The 14,976-nt window shown below is 64.9% G+C and carries 14 protein-coding genes; 6 read left to right on the forward strand and 8 right to left on the reverse strand.

Going from position 1 to position 14,976, the window contains the following annotated elements:
• The first annotated feature begins 541 nt into the window (after positions 1-541).
• Positions 542-1,444, forward strand: coding sequence for a helix-turn-helix transcriptional regulator (locus SBI80_RS22355; RefSeq protein WP_318977011.1), 903 nt, complete (start codon positions 542-544; stop codon positions 1,442-1,444).
• 13 nt (positions 1,445-1,457) lie between these two features.
• On the opposite strand, the gene SBI80_RS22360 is transcribed toward SBI80_RS22355, so the two are convergent.
• Entirely contained in the window at positions 1,458-2,327 is an 870-nt protein-coding gene (locus SBI80_RS22360) for a helix-turn-helix transcriptional regulator (protein WP_318977044.1), read from the reverse strand.
• 181 nt (positions 2,328-2,508) lie between these two features.
• Here SBI80_RS22360 and SBI80_RS22365 point away from each other — a divergent pair, with 181 nt between their 5' ends.
• On the forward strand, positions 2,509-3,450 hold the full coding sequence (locus SBI80_RS22365) for an SDR family oxidoreductase (protein WP_318977045.1): 942 nt from the start codon (positions 2,509-2,511) through the stop codon (positions 3,448-3,450).
• Between the two features lie 629 nt (positions 3,451-4,079).
• On the opposite strand, the gene SBI80_RS22370 is transcribed toward SBI80_RS22365, so the two are convergent.
• The gene (locus tag SBI80_RS22370; RefSeq protein WP_318977012.1) at positions 4,080-5,084 is read right to left on the reverse strand and encodes an amidohydrolase family protein; all 1,005 of its coding nucleotides are present in this window, start codon (positions 5,082-5,084) and stop codon (positions 4,080-4,082) included.
• A 68-nt stretch (positions 5,085-5,152) separates the two neighbouring features.
• Here SBI80_RS22370 and SBI80_RS22375 point away from each other — a divergent pair, with 68 nt between their 5' ends.
• Complete coding sequence (locus SBI80_RS22375; protein ID WP_318977013.1) at positions 5,153-5,584, forward strand: MarR family winged helix-turn-helix transcriptional regulator; 432 nt, start codon at positions 5,153-5,155, stop codon at positions 5,582-5,584.
• Between the two features lie 9 nt (positions 5,585-5,593).
• Here SBI80_RS22375 and SBI80_RS22380 read toward each other — a convergent pair whose 3' ends face one another.
• Positions 5,594-5,959: a hypothetical protein gene (locus SBI80_RS22380; protein WP_318977014.1), complete on the reverse strand. Its 366-nt coding sequence runs from the start codon at positions 5,957-5,959 to the stop codon at positions 5,594-5,596.
• An 86-nt stretch (positions 5,960-6,045) separates the two neighbouring features.
• Here SBI80_RS22380 and SBI80_RS22385 point away from each other — a divergent pair, with 86 nt between their 5' ends.
• Positions 6,046-6,687 (forward strand): TetR/AcrR family transcriptional regulator, encoded by a 642-nt coding sequence (locus tag SBI80_RS22385; RefSeq protein WP_318977015.1) that lies wholly within the window; start codon positions 6,046-6,048, stop codon positions 6,685-6,687.
• Between the two features lie 19 nt (positions 6,688-6,706).
• Here SBI80_RS22385 and SBI80_RS22390 read toward each other — a convergent pair whose 3' ends face one another.
• The 4 genes from SBI80_RS22390 to SBI80_RS22405 form a co-directional block, all read right to left on the reverse strand.
• Complete coding sequence (locus SBI80_RS22390; protein ID WP_318977016.1) at positions 6,707-8,905, reverse strand: xanthine dehydrogenase family protein molybdopterin-binding subunit; 2,199 nt, start codon at positions 8,903-8,905, stop codon at positions 6,707-6,709.
• The gene (locus SBI80_RS22395; protein WP_413232777.1) at positions 8,902-9,879 is read right to left on the reverse strand and encodes an FAD binding domain-containing protein; all 978 of its coding nucleotides are present in this window, start codon (positions 9,877-9,879) and stop codon (positions 8,902-8,904) included. The genes SBI80_RS22390 and SBI80_RS22395 overlap by 4 nt, the downstream gene beginning before the upstream one ends.
• Before the next feature lies 1 nt (position 9,880).
• On the reverse strand, positions 9,881-10,534 hold the full coding sequence (locus tag SBI80_RS22400) for a (2Fe-2S)-binding protein (RefSeq protein WP_318977018.1): 654 nt from the start codon (positions 10,532-10,534) through the stop codon (positions 9,881-9,883).
• Positions 10,535-10,793: 259 nt separating this feature from the next.
• Entirely contained in the window at positions 10,794-11,534 is a 741-nt protein-coding gene (locus SBI80_RS22405) for an SDR family oxidoreductase (RefSeq protein WP_318977019.1), read from the reverse strand.
• An 86-nt stretch (positions 11,535-11,620) separates the two neighbouring features.
• Between SBI80_RS22405 and SBI80_RS22410 the strand changes: the two genes are divergently transcribed.
• Positions 11,621-12,439: a helix-turn-helix transcriptional regulator gene (locus SBI80_RS22410; protein WP_318977020.1), complete on the forward strand. Its 819-nt coding sequence runs from the start codon at positions 11,621-11,623 to the stop codon at positions 12,437-12,439.
• A 508-nt stretch (positions 12,440-12,947) separates the two neighbouring features.
• The gene (locus SBI80_RS22415; protein ID WP_318977021.1) at positions 12,948-13,628 is read left to right on the forward strand and encodes a CPBP family intramembrane glutamic endopeptidase; all 681 of its coding nucleotides are present in this window, start codon (positions 12,948-12,950) and stop codon (positions 13,626-13,628) included.
• Between the two features lie 69 nt (positions 13,629-13,697).
• Here the strand turns inward: SBI80_RS22415 and SBI80_RS22420 are convergent, their stop codons facing one another.
• Complete coding sequence (locus SBI80_RS22420) at positions 13,698-14,711, reverse strand: serine hydrolase domain-containing protein (protein WP_318977022.1); 1,014 nt, start codon at positions 14,709-14,711, stop codon at positions 13,698-13,700.
• Between the last annotated feature and the right edge of the window lie 265 nt (positions 14,712-14,976).

The following is a 14,976-nucleotide window of genomic DNA, read 5'->3' on the forward strand; positions in this document are numbered from 1 at the left end:
GGAAACGTCCCCGTGGTCGCAGTGCCGATACCGCCGTTGCGAGTACTCCTGCGACCGCATCGGCAGGCATGGACAACAGCGGCAGGCCGCTGACGACGGCATCGATCTCCGGGGCGATCGGTCAGCTGCCAGGAGTCGGTAAAAACACCGGTGCCGGGCCCGAGTTCGACCACACGATCCGACGCGGCGACATCCTTGGTCATCAGTCGAGTCAGGGCAGCGCTCGACGGTGCGATCGCCGCGGTGCGCAGTGGGTGCCGCAGCCACGCACGGAACAGGGCGGCCGCGTCGCCGCGCCGAGTCGCCGGTGCGTTTTCATGGTGTGGGCGGTGAATGGGCTCGCCAATGTGAACTGCGGTGTGCCGATGGTGGGCAGACGACGTCTCACGAAGTGTCATGCCGGTATTGAAAGCGCAATTGCAGGGCCTACCAGGGGCCGGTCGGTCCGCGGATGACATCTCTCCGTGTGCCGTCGACGGGTCGACCACCGGGGGTGTGCGAGTCCCTGGATGTCCAACTGGGGAGCAGGAAGAATGGGAACATGGATCAACCGCAACTTGCCGAATTCCTCCGTAACCGGCGAATGGCGCTGACTCCTGAAGACATCGGGTTGCCCAGCGGCCTGCGACGTCGCACCAGCGGACTACGTCGCGAGGAGGTCGCGTCGCTGGCGATGATTTCCACTGACTACTACTCCCGGATGGAACAGCAGCGGGCTTCGCAACCTTCGGTGGAGGTTGTGGCCTCGTTGGCCAAGGCACTACGTCTCTCGCTGGACGAGCGTGATCACCTGTTCCGCCTGGCAGGACACAATGCGCCTGCGCGCACACCAGTCGGCACCGAGGTCAGCGCGGCAATGATGCGCATATTGGATCGCCTACAGGACACGCCGGCGCAGGTGATGTCGGCATCGGGGGAGACTCTGGTCCAAACCCCGCCTGCCCGAGCACTTCTCGGCGACGAGACACGCTACGAAGGACTGTACCGCAGCGTCCTCTACCGGTGGTTCACCGACGAGGCCGCGCGTGGCGTGTATCCGGTCGAGGATCACCCGAAGGTCGGGAGGTCCTTCGTCGCGAGCGCCCGCATTGCATATGTCCGTGACGGAGCGACGTCCCGGGCCGCCCAGATCATCGACGCGCTACTCCAGCGCAGCCCGGAGTTCGCAGAGCAGTGGGCGCAACACCACGTCGATCAATCTCATGAGCTGGACAAGCGGATTGTGCACCCGCGGTTGGGCGTTCTGGATCTTCAGTGCCAAGTTCTCCACGATGTGGCGCACTCGCACACGTTGCTCGTGTTCACCGCCGACTCCGCGACCGAAAGCCGGGCCAAATTCGCAGCACTCTGTGCCGCGCCACACGAATACCAGCGTGACGCTCCAACCTACGTCAGCCCTGCCGAAGCGCCGGTCCGACGCCAGGATGTCAACGGCAGGCCGTGAATGATCTGGTGTATCAGCAGTCGAATCGGTGGTTGCCGATGACCGACAACAGCTGCAACGTTGTTTCATCGGCTGAACCCGGAGCCGCATGGTAGATGATGACCCGCTGGCTACCGTCGGCCAGGACAAGGACCTCGCGCTGCAACTCGAGCGGACCCAGAGATGGATGGATGAAGCAACGCCGCTCGATGGTGAACGGTTGGTCTCCCAGGTCCTCACCCCTCCATAGTGTCGCGAATTCCGGACTGCGGCTCAGTAATACGATGGCCAGATCGGTCACGGACTGGCTGACTCGCGTACTCGATTGTGCACGTCGCAGTTCGCCCGCGATCTCCACACTGATCGCACGGTGACCGATCGGCGCGTAGCGTTGCCGCTCGCTGGGGTCGAGAAACCAGCGATAGTAACCGCTGCGGGCCCGCCCGGTATGTCTGCTCAGATCCCCGATCAACGCTTTGGAAGCTGGTGTCTGCCATAACACCTCGCCTATCGGACCGACGGAGTGCGCGGGTGTGTCGGCGAGCCTGTCGAGCAACAGCATCACTCCGGGATGGACGTGGGCGTAGCCCACGTCCATCCCGGCGGCATAGCCTGCCGCCGCGAACAACGCGTCACGTTCTTCACGTGTGAACCGAAGACCCCGCGCAATACTGGCCAAAGTGGCGGGCGACGGGCGAGGTCCGGTCGCGCTGCCGGCCCGGGGCCGTTCAAGCCGACTGTAATAGGTGGTCGATATCGAGCAGAGCTCTGCGACTTCCTCGCGACGAAGCCCGGGAGTGCGCCGGCGCCTACCACGGGTGAATCCGACGTCCTCGGGCTGCAGAGCTCGGCGCCGCGCTCGCAGCAACTCCGCCAAGCGGTCGAAATCGACATCCAGGGACATCACGTGTCGATGATGCGGCCCCTTACAGAACCGTGGAAGGACCTGCGCGTCCGCGGATCCGCCATCCGTGGACGCCGACCGGGGGACCGTCAGTCAGGGGATAAGCGCGGCCTGAACCCGTTTCCCGCAGCGTGACATAGTCGGGACATCAGTACGGATGGGCGAAGCCGAGGAGAGCGGAATGAGCAGGAAAACAGAGGCTTTCGTTCCAGATATGCGCGGGCGTCTAGCGGTGATAACGGGTGGGACCGACGGCATTGGGTATGCCCTCGCCACCACACTGGCCCGCGCCGGCGCCGACCTGGTGCTTCCGGTGCGCAACCTCGCCAAGGGAGACAGGGCGCTCCGCGAGATCCGCGCCGTGGCTCCCGGAGCGAACATTCAGATGCTTCCGCTGGACCTGTCGTCTCTGCGGTCCGTCGCCGATCTCGCTCAGAGTCTGATGAGCGTCGGACGCCCAATCAACGTACTGATAAACAACGCCGGGGTCATGAGCCCACCCGACCGACAGACCACCGCGGATGGCTTCGAACTCCAGTGGGGGACCAACCATCTGGGACACTTTGCGCTCACTGCCCGGCTGCTGCCCCTGCTGAGCGCCGGCAACGCGCGTGTCACCACTCAGTCGAGTGTCTCGGCGCAGACGAACGGGATCAATTGGGACGACCTCAACTTCGAACGCTCCTATTCGGACTCCAAGGCGTATAGCCAGTCCAAGATCGCGAATCTGATGTTCGGCCTGGAACTCGATCGGCGCAGCAGCTCCGCTGAGTGGGGCATCACGAGTAATGCATCCCACCCCGGGGTGACTCCTACCAATCTTCTGAAGGCACAGCCGCATATGGGCCGTTCCCGTGACACGGCCGGTTTCCGGATGGTGAAGGTGTTCGCTCGACTCGGCCTGCTGAACCGGTCGGCTGAAGAGGGAATGCTCCCCGCCCTGTATGCAGCGACGCATCCGCAGGCCGAAGGCGGTAAATTCTACGGACCCAGTGGTTTTCTTCACTTGTCGGGGCCGGCCGCCGAACAGCAGGTCTACCGGCCCGCTCGCGACGAGGAGGAGGCCGCGCGAGTCTGGGAAAAGTCGGAGGAACTCGTCGGCGTTCAATTCGCCGCCCGCTGAGCCGCTTGTCAGGCTTGATCGGCCGCCCCAGCGTTCGCCACCGCGATTACACACCGATCACCGCAAGCACCGCGGCAACCGAAAGGCGCAAGAGAAGACACCGGGCGGCCGCGATGTAACCCCGTCCTCCAATCGCTGCCACCATCGCGGCGCCCACGTACGCCCTTCCTGTCGCACGGTGGATGACCGGCCACCGACGACACGCCGCCGTGACGCCTGCGACTAACACCGAGCAATGGCGATGGATACCGCAAGACGATGTACGGACGGAACTGCATGTTGCTTTAGGCACAACAACACCGTGATACCGGTTGTGCGTTGCCGGTCAATCATGTCGAGCAACCGGGATGTCTTTTGCGGGTGCACCTCGCCATCCTGGCGATCCGGGTTCTGATCACCTCCAGCGTCGGGACGGGACAGCACCGTCCTCGCGGATAGCCGCCGCGGGCGTGGCCGAGAACACCGGCAATCCTCTATTGTCCGGCCAGACCGTGCGGGTCGAGATCGACGGAGTCGGCACGCAGTCGAATCCCTCGTGTCGCACAGCATGATTGCACGTTCGGAGTCCGGGGACGATGGGTGGATCAGTGCGACTGTCGGGCCGACGTGACCGGAGTGCGGTCGATTCGTCACGCTAAGTTCGATACGGCCCGCGAAAGCAGTTCGCGCGCGTTGCCTTCCATCACGGTTGCCAGTGCGTCGGGTCTGTAGGCGAAGTAAGCGTCGACGTTGCGCGTGTACCAGGCCGCAGCCGACGGGCTAACCGCCGGGAAGTCCGTGCCGAACAGGATGTGGTCCACCGGTACGAAGTTCTCCAGGGCCACGAGGTTCGTTTCGAATCCCGAGAGAGCGGTCTCGTAGTAGAAGGTGCGAAAGTCGGCGATGATCTCGTCGGCGCTGAGATCGCAGTCCGTGTGGAACGCACACAGTCCGGCCACCCGGGACGCGAGGAAAGGCGTGCTTCCGCCGGAGTGCGACAGGATGATTCGCACATTCGGGAACTGACGCTTGCGCCCGCTCGTGACGAGGTCGGCCGCGGCCTTGTAGGTCTCGTTGGGCACCTCCACCACCGGTACCGTCAGGAACTCGTTCGGTGCTGGGTTGCGCCCGGGGGTCTGTTCGCCGTGGAGAAACACGACGGCCTTCCTCCGGTCGAGTTCGGCCCACAACGGTTCGAACACGGCGTCACCGAGCGACCGGGCGTTCTCGCCGGTTCCGTAGACATTGGTCACGGTGACGCCGTCCGCGCCCAGCACGTCCAGCGCATAGGCCACCTCCTCGAGCGCCGCGTCCGGGTCGGTCGGCGTTGGCAGGTGGGCGAAGAAGCCGAAGCGGCCGGGATGCTCGTCGGCGACCTGCCGACAGAACGTGTTGATCTCGCGAGCGAACCCACGGCGGGTCATTGCCGGTAGGTAGGACTCGATGTCATTGGGAAGGGACAGGATCGCCGTGGATATCCCCATGGCGTCCATGAACGCAAGGCTCGCGCCGGGACTCCAGGCCGGCGAGTCCTCCGTGAACTTCCAGCCCGAATTCGCGGTCAACGCGCCCGCGACGTCTCCGCCGAACAGTTGCGGCGGAATCGCATGGTGATGGAGGTCTATCCGGGCAGAGGCGGGTGGTGTCGCGGGCATTCCATCAGGGTGGGCAAATAGTTGACGAAAGTCAATAGTTGACAGATTGCATTGATATGGTGATGCCGGTGACCAGGGATCAACGCGCCGTCGAGATGCGACTACTCGATGCGCTGTATCGACTGAACAAATCGGTCTTGGGTGCTGCTCGAACGCACGTTGCGGCAGTGGCGAAACTGGACCTCGTCGATTTCCTGATACTCCGGTCGATCGAACTCGGCGTGGACGCACCGGGCGACCTCGTTCGAGATCTGGGCCTGCACGCGTCGGTGGTCAGTCGCGCGGTGACCAAGCTGGCCAAAGCCGGATTGGTGGTACGGGCCGTAGACCCCGCCGACTCGAGGCGGTCCTACCTCAACCTCACGCCGGCGGCCGAGGTCGCCATCTCCGAGGTGGAGGGGCGTGTGCAACCCATGCTCCACGATCGCCTCGGGCGGCTGACCGCTCGACAGATCACCACCTTGCTGGAGTGCTTCGACATCCTCAACGACGCCGAGTAGCCACCCGGGTCACATGGCCGGGACGGTCGGCTGCAGGACGGCGCGCGCGAGTGCCTCGGTTCGCAGGTGCTCGAAGGCCACGTATTCGGGGTCGTTGACCATGTCGACGAAGCTCTGCCGAGTGGGGTAGCTGACCAGCAGCACCATGTCCCAGTCGCCGAGTTCCGTCGCGACTAGGGAGGGGTGGCCGGCGCCGGCGTAGATGATCGTGACCCCGTACCGCTCGTTGAGTCCGGAAGTCGTGAATCGCTCGATGTACTGCAGGTACCGGGCAGTGCCGTCCGGCACGAATTGCAACAGGTTCAGCATCACCACCGGGCCGTTGGGATCGGCGGCGACGAAACGCTCGAGATCGGATGCATCGAGAACTGACATGGGAACTCCTCTAGTCGGTACTTACTTGCTAGTCGACACGCAACATACGGGAACCCACCGACGGGCGGTGGGCAAGAATGACCGCCATGAAAACCGATCGTGCGGCCCGGCGGACTCAAGCCGAGCGCCGCGCTGCGACGCGGCAGCGAGTGCTCGACGCCGCGACGGCACTGGTCGCGGTGCACGGGTCGCGAGCGCTGACGGTGGCGGCCGTTGGCGAAGCCGCCGGGTACAGCCGCGGCATCGTCAATCACCATTTCGGCAGCAGGGCGCGGTTGCTCGAGGAGCTCCTCCAGTACACCCAGCAGTTCGACGTGCCGACCGAATCCTCCGACGGGTTGGGGCGCTTGATCGAGTTCGTCGAGGCGTACCTGAGGGGAATGCACGAGCGATCGCCGCGGTCGGAGGCCTTCTTGAAGCTGTGGGCCGAGTCGACCGGGGCGGAGCCGTCGCTGCAACCGTTGTTCGCCCAGCGTGATGCGTGGTTTCGCGAGCTTCTCGAACGGCACATCAGGGAGGGGTTGACCGACAGGTCGATTCGTCGGGAGACGAACCCGACCGTCGCGGCGGTGGCGATCATCGGTCTGTTGCGGGGTACCGCGATGATGGCGTTCTCGACGGCCCGCGATATCGCGGTCGACGAACTCGCCGCGGAGGTCGCCAATGGCGTCGGACGTAGTCTGGCGGCGCAACCCGGGCCTGCCGCTGATCCCGAATCGAGTTCGTAGCCGTGTTTGGGTGAGGTCATCAGCGCAGCAGGGCCTCCGGGTGAATGGGCAGGTCACGGACACGGATACCGGTGGCGTTGTATACGGCATTGCCTATTGCTGCCGAAGATCCCACGGCGCCTAGTTCGCCGACGCCCCGCGCTCCGACGTCGCTGAAATCGGGGTCGTCGCCGTCGAGGCATACCGCGTCGACGAACGGAACGTCGGCGTTGACCGGAACGACGTAGTCGGCCAGGTTGGTCGCCGCCAAGCGGCCCGAAGGGTCTATCGGATCGGCCTCCAGTAAGGCGTGCCCGATGCCGAAGATGACGCCTCCGACCACCTGGCTGCGGGCGGCCTTGGCGTTGATCACCCGACCGATGTCCACGACGGTGGTGAATCTGGCGACGCGCGTTTCCCCCGTCAACGAGTTGACCCGCACCTCGCAGAAGTGCGCCCCGAATCCATGGGCCGCGAACTGGGGAGAAATGCTGTCGTCGCTGCTGTGGATGGCGTCGATTCCAGGCATTCGCATCCTCTGTAGCAGATCAGCGAAACCGATGCGCGCGTTGCCCGCTCGCAGCGTGCCGGCAGCGTAGGACACTGGTGCGCCCGAATCTGCCAGCGGCGAAGCTGGATTCGTCGAGGCGACCCTGACGAGATTGTCGATCGCGGCCCGTGCGGCGGTCCGGGCCGTCGGAGCCATGCTGCCGGTTGCGCGGGAGCCGACGGCGCCGGGCCCGGGCGGCAGGATGGTGTCCCCCACCTCGGTGACGATACGGTCCACCGGCAGGCCGACCGCGTCGGCGATGACGATCGCCAGTGCGGTCGCGGCACCCGTGCCGATGTCCATGATGCTCGTCGACGCCAGTACGGTGCCGTCATCGCGAAACCCCACCCGAACCGCGTTCGCTGAACGGCCGGCGGCCGGGTAGATCGCCGTAGCCATCCCCGTGCCGATCAGCCACTGGCCGTCGCGGATCGTTGCGGGGGTGGTGGCGCGGCGTTCCCAGCCGAATCGACTGGCGCCGAGTCGGTAGCATTCATCGAGTCTTTTGCTGGTCCAACGGCGATTGGTGCCGGGCAGCGTCGTCGCGTAGTTGCGCATCCGTAACTGCACCGGGTCGACGCCGGTCGCCACCGCCAGTTCATCCATCGCGGTTTCGATCGCAAACGCTCCGGGCGCCTCATTGGGCGCCCGCATCGCCCAGCTCGGCGGAGTGTCCAGAGTGACCTGGCGTTGGTCCACATGCAGATTCGGGGTGCGGTACAGCGCCGCGGTGGTCTCGGCAGCGGTGCGCATGGGCCAGCCGCCCACCGCTGGGGCCTCGGCGTCGGATTCGTGGCTGACCGCCGTGAGTGTCCCGTCGGCGCGCGCACCCAGGCGCACTCGCTGGCGAACCGCCGAGCGGTGCCCGACGATGGTGAAGACCTGGCTGCGGGTCAAGATCAACTTGATCGGACGGTTCAGCTCACGGGCCGCCGCTGCGCCCAGGATGACGTCCGACCACGGGAGCACGCGGCTGCCGAAGCCGCCACCGACGTATGTCGAGATGATCCGCAGCTGCTCGGGCGTCAGCCCGAGCGCGCCGGTGATGCCGGCGATGGCCCGGCCGGGAAACTGCGTGCCTGTGTAGAGCGTCAGGACGTTTTGGCGCCAGACCGCCACGGACGCGTGCGGTTCCATCGCCGCGGCATGCTGGGCCAGTTGGGTGACGGTGGTCTCGACGGTGATCTCACTGTCGCGTAGCGCGGCCTCGATCGAGGCGATCCCCGGCGCCAGGATGGTCTTGTTGCCCGATTCCGGCACGGCAATGCTGACCCCTGGCCCGGCATCGGCGAGAGATGTTCTGGGAGTTCGGGACTGATAGTCGACGGTGATCATGGCTGCCGCATCGCGCGCATGTTCGAAGGTGTCGGCAACCACCACACCGATGGCCTGGCCGTGAAAACGCACCTCACGGTCTTGTAGCGGACGGTACTTCTCGCCGAGCGCATCTTCGGCGACAGGCTGCAGTCGCAGCGGAGCGAACGGGGTGTACACCGCGAGGACACCCGGTGCACGCGTTGCCGCGTCGGTGTCCATCGCGGTGATGGTGCCCAAGCCGGTGGTGGCCGACACCAGCACGGCGTGGACCAGATCGGGCTCCCGGTAGTCCGCCGAGTACCGCGCCGCACCGGTCGTCTTGGCCCGCCCGTCGACGCGGGAGATTTCGCCGCCCAGCGGTGACGGGGTCATGCGATGCCCGTGACGTCGGTAAGGGCTCGGACGATCGCTCGGCGCAACAGATGAGTCTTGAAACCGTTGTGGCTCAGCGGTCGCGCGTCGGTGGCCGCTGCTTGGGCGGCAGCCTCGATGGTGGCCAAGGTGGCGGGCCGGTTCGTCAGCACCTTCTCCACGTCAGGCAGCCGCCATGGCACCGTGGCCACCCCACCGGCGGCCAGGCGAGCGCGGGTGATGACGTTGTCACGCAGGGTGATCGCGACGGCCACGGAGGTCAGCGCGAATTCGTAGGACTGGCGATCGCGCACCTTGAGGTAGCCCGTCCTGGTGCCCGCGGGAAACGGGGGTGCGGTGATGGCGGTGATCAGTTCTCCCGGCTTCAAATTACTTTCCACCTCCGGTGTCGCGCCGGGCTTGCGGTAGAACTGTTCGAGGGCGACGCTGCGCTCACCGTCTGAACCGCTCAGTTCCACCGCTGCCTCGGCGGCCACCAGTGCGACGGCGACGTCACTGGCGTGGGTGGCGACACAGGCGTCACTGGTACCGAGCACGGCGTGGGCGCGGTTGTAGCCGGCGATGGCCGGGCAGCCGGTCCCGGGCTTGCGCTTGTTGCATGGCATCGATACATCGCGGAAGTAGCTGCATCGAGTGCGCTGCAACAGGTTTCCACCCATGCTGGCCATGTTGCGCAATTGTGGGGAGGCGCTCAGTTCCAGCGCTCGGCTGACCAGGCTGAAATCGCGTCGCACGGACGGATGTTCGGCGACGTCGTTCATGCGTTCCAGTGCACCGATACGCAGGCCGGCGGTGCCGACCGTAATGCCGGTCAAGGGCAAGCCGTTGATGTCGATTACCTGCTCGGGGGTCAGAACCTCCAACTTCATCAGGTCGACCAGGGTCGTGCCACCGGCGAGATACGCCTTGGCCGAGCCGCCGTGGGCGGTAGCTGCAGCCACCGAATCGACCACGGTATAGCCATAGGGTCGCATATCAGGACATCCGATCGTTGGCCGCCTTGACGGCTTCGACGATGAATGGGTAAGCGCTGCAGCGGCAAATGTTGCCCGACATCTGCTCGCGGATCTCTTCGTCGGTGCCGGTGAGTCCGCCCTCGATGACGGCCACGGCGGACATGATCTGGCCGGGTGTGCAGAAACCGCACTGAAGTGCGTCGTTGTCGATGAAGGCCTGCTGTACGGGATGCAACTCATCGCCGTCGGCGAGGCCTTCGATGGTCATGACCGCGCGGCGTTGCACGGTTGCCGCCAAGGTCAGGCACGACAGTACCCGCCGTCCGTCGACGTGCACCGTGCAAGCACCGCATTGCCCGTGGTCGCATCCCTTCTTGGTGCCGGTCAGTCCAATGCGATCGCGCAGTGCGTCCAGTAACGTCGTTCGCGAATCAAGGTTGACTGTGTGCTCGGTGTCATTCACACGTAACGTCACCGGAATGTCGGTCGCAGTAGCAGCAGACTCTGGGCTGCGGTCGGCGAGCCGCGATACCAGGACGGTACCGCCCACCGATACCACGACAGCGGTGCCGGTCCACCCGATGAAACTGCGCCGCGATACTCCAAACGGCTCGTTAGGGATGGCCGATTCATGTTTAGCTTCGGGGCGATTGTCGATAGGGTTCTCGGGCATCGTTTCTCCGTCTTGGGCTGCAGCGCGTCGAAGTGCTAACCACGATTCCCGCCCGTCGAGCTGTCGTTCAGAGACGGGTTGTCCGCGGATAGCTGATCCGGTGATCCGGCTTCGGCGCCGGCCGTCGTCGTCGGCGGCGGCGCGTATCGATGGGCTGCTGCATCGGCGTCGACCGCAGCAGATGTCAGGCTGATCGGGCTGACAGTGGCGTTGCAGGCTGTCAGGTGTCGAGCCCTTTCGACATGGATTGGATGTTTCCTCACCACGGGTACTGCTCACCGGTATCACCGGTGAACTGACCTGTCGGTCCGTCGTTCGCGATGAGGGCCATGGTCACGGCGACTGTTGCTCCGTCTGCAGGGTTGCCTGCACCCGGGGTGGGCTGTCCACCGTTGAGCTCTGTGGCGCGGTATCCCGGACATACCGCGTTCACCTTCACGCCGTCGGGGCGCAGTTCGTTGGCGTACAGGACTGTGAGGGCGTTCAACGCTGCCTTGGAAATCTGGTAGGCGGCTTCATTCAGCTTGGTGATTTCGATTTGCGGGTCGGCTATCAGGGCGATTGATCCCATTGCGCTCGAGACGTTGACGACTCGTGGGGAGGTCGATCGTTTGAGCAGCGGCAAGAATTGGTTGGTGACAGTCGCGACTCCGAACAGGTTGGTTTCGAATGTCCGGCGTAGGTCCTGAGTGGTCACTTTCGACGCCGGGTCCATTCCGCTGGTGATGGCGGCGTTGTTGATCAGGATGTCCAGGTGGCCGTCGGTTTGGTCGACGTAGTGGGCCGCTGCGGCGACGACCGCCTGGTCGGTGACGTCGAGGTGGAGGAACTCGACGTCGAGTCCTGATTCCGCGAGCTTCGTCGCTGCGGCTCGTCCTCGTGCTGGGTCCCGTGCCCCCAGGTAGACGTGTACGCCGCGTTCGGCCAGCTGTCGAACGATGTGCAGGCCGATTCCCTTGTTGCCGCCGGTGACGAGAGCGACGTTCGGTGTGGTGTTCATGTGCTCCACTGTGGCTGGGCGGCACTCGGCGAACCAGACACAGGTTGTGTCAGCCATCAGGCCTGCGTCAGAGGCATCATGGGGTCATGGATCAACGGCCACTGGCTCGGTTCCTGCGGGACCGACGGGCTCGACTCACGCCTTCCGACGTCGGGTTGCCGAACGATGGCCGACGGCGTACTGCCGGCCTGCGGCGTGAGGAAGTCGCGGCAATGGCGCACATTTCGGCGTCGTACTACACCCGCCTTGAGCAAGCTCGAGCGTCCCGGCCGTCGGGGGGAGTGCTCGACGGTCTCAGCCGCGCGCTGCAACTGGATCAAGACGAGCGGTCCCTCTTGTTGAGCCTTTCCGGACGTGTTGAACGTGACGGACGCATGACCAGGCGCTCGGCTCCTGGGATCCCGGAGCTGATCCACCGCATGCCTGGTACAGCGGTGCTCGTCCTGGACGCAAAGTATGACCTCGTCGGTTGCAATGAATTGGCGACCGCTCTGTTTGGGGATCCGTTCTCGCGGACGTCTAGCGAGCGCAATTTGATGAGGAACTTCTTTCTTCAGCCAGACGTCTCTCGGCGCCATTTCGGGGTCACGGGCAGCGAAGATTTCGCACGCTTCGCCGTGAGTCAATTGCGCCTGGCCGCGACACGATATCCACGCGACGACGGCATCAGCAGTTTGATCGCTGAGTTACGTCTTCGGAGTTCGGAATTCGAGGATCTGTGGCACCAGGTCGACGTAGTGCTACCACGTCATCAGATCAAGAGGATGAAGCACTCAGTCGTGGGGCCGATCGAGATGCACTGCGATTTACTCGCGATTCCGGACTCGGACACCTCGTTGGTGCTCTTCACCGCCGAGCCCGGCACGCGAACGCAGTCGGCACTATCGACCCTGTCGAGATTGTGAACCGGAGAAGAGAGTCGAACGCGTCATCACGGGGGCGCGCCGCACGCCGGCGTCATCCATGACGACGCTGACCATGTAGGTCCAGGCCCATGGCAATGCAAAAACGTATTGCACCGATCGCAAGTCTTCTATCCGCGGGTCACGCGGTGGTTGTCCCGGCATCCGGACTTTGGGTCACTTTCGGTGCAGCCACCTGTTAGTGATTACCACCGCTGCCTCGGCCGCACCCTCGATAGCGGCGAACCGATGGCGACGATCGCTCGACCAACTGAGCGTCGCCCCCTCTTCTATCAGGGTTTCTTTCCCTCGCCCAGGAGGCGCTCCGTTTGGCCGCCGCGGTGGCGTTCAACGGGGGGCAACTCCGAGCGCTTGCCCTCGCCCACTCGATGATCCAGCGTCGCGACGAGTCCTGAGAGGACTCTGGACTTGACCCTGACCCAAGGGCAGGTCGTTCACTGGGTTCGGTGACCGCAAGAAGCCAACACTTCCCAGATGACAGGAACGAACCGTGACCACCACCGCCGTACCCCGCACTCGGACCGTCGGCTGGCCCGAGCTCATCGCCGCGGGCGTTACCGCCGTCGTGCTCTACCTCGCCGGGGGCCTTGGCCTCTATCTGCTCGCCCTTCCGCCGAAGCCGTCCGGTCTGGCTCAGCTCGCCTTGTCGGCCATTGTCCCGGCGCTGGCCCTCGCAGCCGCACTCTTCGTAGGGCGTATACCGCTGAGTGCGTTTGGGTTTCGGCGCGTGCGCCCCGCCTGGCTGTTCGTCGGGGTTGGGGTCGGGCTGGTGTCCATGGGCGTGGCATCGCTGCTCTCGATTCTCGTGCTCACGCCCTTGTTCCCGGACGACGACACGCAGGCCGACTACCACTCGGCCGTCACTGGAGGCCCGGCTTCCTTCCTCGGCGTCATGCTGCTCGGCGGCATCATCGAGCCGATCGGTGAGGAACTGCTCTTTCGCGGGGTGGTCGCGAGCTTCCTGCGCCGTTGGGGACCCTGGGTCATGATCATCGGCACCACCCTGATCTTCGCCCTCGCCCACGGTCCCAACGTGGTCTTCGTCTCCGCCGCCGCCATGTCGCTCGGTAGCACCTACCTCTACTGGCGCACCGGATCGATCTGGCCAAGCCTCATCGTGCATGCCACGTACAACTCCTCCTCGTTCATCCTCCAAGGCTTGGGTTTCTGACCCCATCGCCTTGCTCGAGGACGACGGCCAGAACGACGTGATTGACGGGAACCGACCGATGGCGAATCGCTACCCGCCGCGTGCATCTAGTAGGAGGGCGATCGCGATGTCATCGACTGCAACGGCGGTGTTCGCCAGCACGATCACCGCCGCGGAATGGTCGCGGTCGAGGGCCAGCATGCTGGCGAAGCCTCCCGTCGCGCCGTTGTGCCAGGTGACGTCCACCCCGTCGATGCGATCGGTGAGCCACGCGTACCCCACCCTGCTCTGGCCATCAGCTGCCCAACGGGGTTCCAGGGCGCCGAGCCCCGGCGCCGTGCGATCGAGCAATGCCTGTGCGTAGCTGGCCATGTCGGCCGGCGTCGAGCGCACTCCTCCAGCGGGTGCATAAGCGCCCAATGTCCATGCCTGCTCGCGCGTACCGTTCGCGTTCCACCCGGTGACTGCGCACACGGGTAGGTCGCGACTGGTCAAGGGGACGGTCGAGTGCGTCATGCCGATGCGGGTGAACAGGTGACGGTCCAGCACGTCTGGGTAGTCGGTTGCGGCATGGGTGGCGAGCGCTTGGCCGAGTAGTGCCGCGCCGAGGTTGGAGTACGAGAACTGGCTCCTCGCGGTGAGCTTGGCCGCCCGCGCGTGGGTGAGCAGTCTGGGGAGGTCGGCGGTGTAGGGGTTGCGGTGGCGCAGGACGGCAACGATCGCCTTGGCGCGGTCTCTCAATCCGTCGGCGATTCGCGGCAGCCCCGAGCGGTGGCTGGCGAGTTCTTCGAGTGTGATCCCGGCGGCGTGACTGCTGCCCAGGTCGAGCAGGCTTCCAACCGCGGTGTCGGCCTTCAACCTGCCGTTGTCGACGGCGTCGGCGAAGAGCAGCGAAGTCATCGTCTTGGTGATGGAGCCGATTTCGTATTCGGTATCGGGCCCCGCCCCAAAGTGCGCAGCACGGTGTACGCCGTCTCGAAGGTGAACGACGCTGATGCGGTCGCGAACTCCGGCGGCTCGTGCCAGGGGTTCGATCCGCTCGATCAGCGACCGGTCACCCCTTGCTGGTCCGAGTGCCGGAGCCTCCCGCGCCTCACTACTCACGACGGCAACCCGTTGCGCCAAGCCCGGTTTGGCTAGTTCGGATGGCCGCATGCCCGGCGCGGTACAGACGCGATGCCATGCAGCGTGACTGTAGTGGACCGCGACGTCCTGCGTTCGGACGGCCATCTTCGCGGTTGGGAGTTTGGCGATTCGCACCGTGGGAAGCCAATCTGAAACGCCCTGGAAATCCCGGAGGCTCCTGACCTTGGAAACGAGGATGCAGGTATGCCGAAGGAACAGTCGCCGGGGAAACCCACGGCGCGTC

Source organism: Mycolicibacterium sichuanense (assembly GCF_033741125.1).
In the GTDB taxonomy this organism is placed as follows: Bacteria; Actinomycetota; Actinomycetes; order Mycobacteriales; family Mycobacteriaceae; genus Mycobacterium.

Bases quoted from the DNA above. Each gene is read 5' to 3' on its own strand.
- SBI80_RS22405 (WP_318977019.1), bottom strand. From the start codon at position 11,534: ATGAACACCACACCGAACGTCGCTCTCGTCACCGGCGGCAACAAGGGA.
- SBI80_RS22410 (WP_318977020.1), top strand. From the start codon at position 11,621: ATGGATCAACGGCCACTGGCTCGGTTCCTGCGGGACCGACGGGCTCGA.
- SBI80_RS22355 (WP_318977011.1), top strand. From the start codon at position 542: ATGGATCAACCGCAACTTGCCGAATTCCTCCGTAACCGGCGAATGGCG.
- SBI80_RS22370 (WP_318977012.1), bottom strand. From the start codon at position 5,084: ATGCCCGCGACACCACCCGCCTCTGCCCGGATAGACCTCCATCACCAT.
- SBI80_RS22360 (WP_318977044.1), bottom strand. From the start codon at position 2,327: ATGTCCCTGGATGTCGATTTCGACCGCTTGGCGGAGTTGCTGCGAGCG.
- SBI80_RS22390 (WP_318977016.1), bottom strand. From the start codon at position 8,905: ATGACCCCGTCACCGCTGGGCGGCGAAATCTCCCGCGTCGACGGGCGG.
- SBI80_RS22365 (WP_318977045.1), top strand. From the start codon at position 2,509: ATGAGCAGGAAAACAGAGGCTTTCGTTCCAGATATGCGCGGGCGTCTA.
- SBI80_RS22400 (WP_318977018.1), bottom strand. From the start codon at position 10,534: ATGCCCGAGAACCCTATCGACAATCGCCCCGAAGCTAAACATGAATCG.
- SBI80_RS22395 (WP_413232777.1), bottom strand. From the start codon at position 9,879: ATGCGACCCTATGGCTATACCGTGGTCGATTCGGTGGCTGCAGCTACC.
- SBI80_RS22380 (WP_318977014.1), bottom strand. From the start codon at position 5,959: ATGTCAGTTCTCGATGCATCCGATCTCGAGCGTTTCGTCGCCGCCGAT.
- SBI80_RS22385 (WP_318977015.1), top strand. From the start codon at position 6,046: ATGAAAACCGATCGTGCGGCCCGGCGGACTCAAGCCGAGCGCCGCGCT.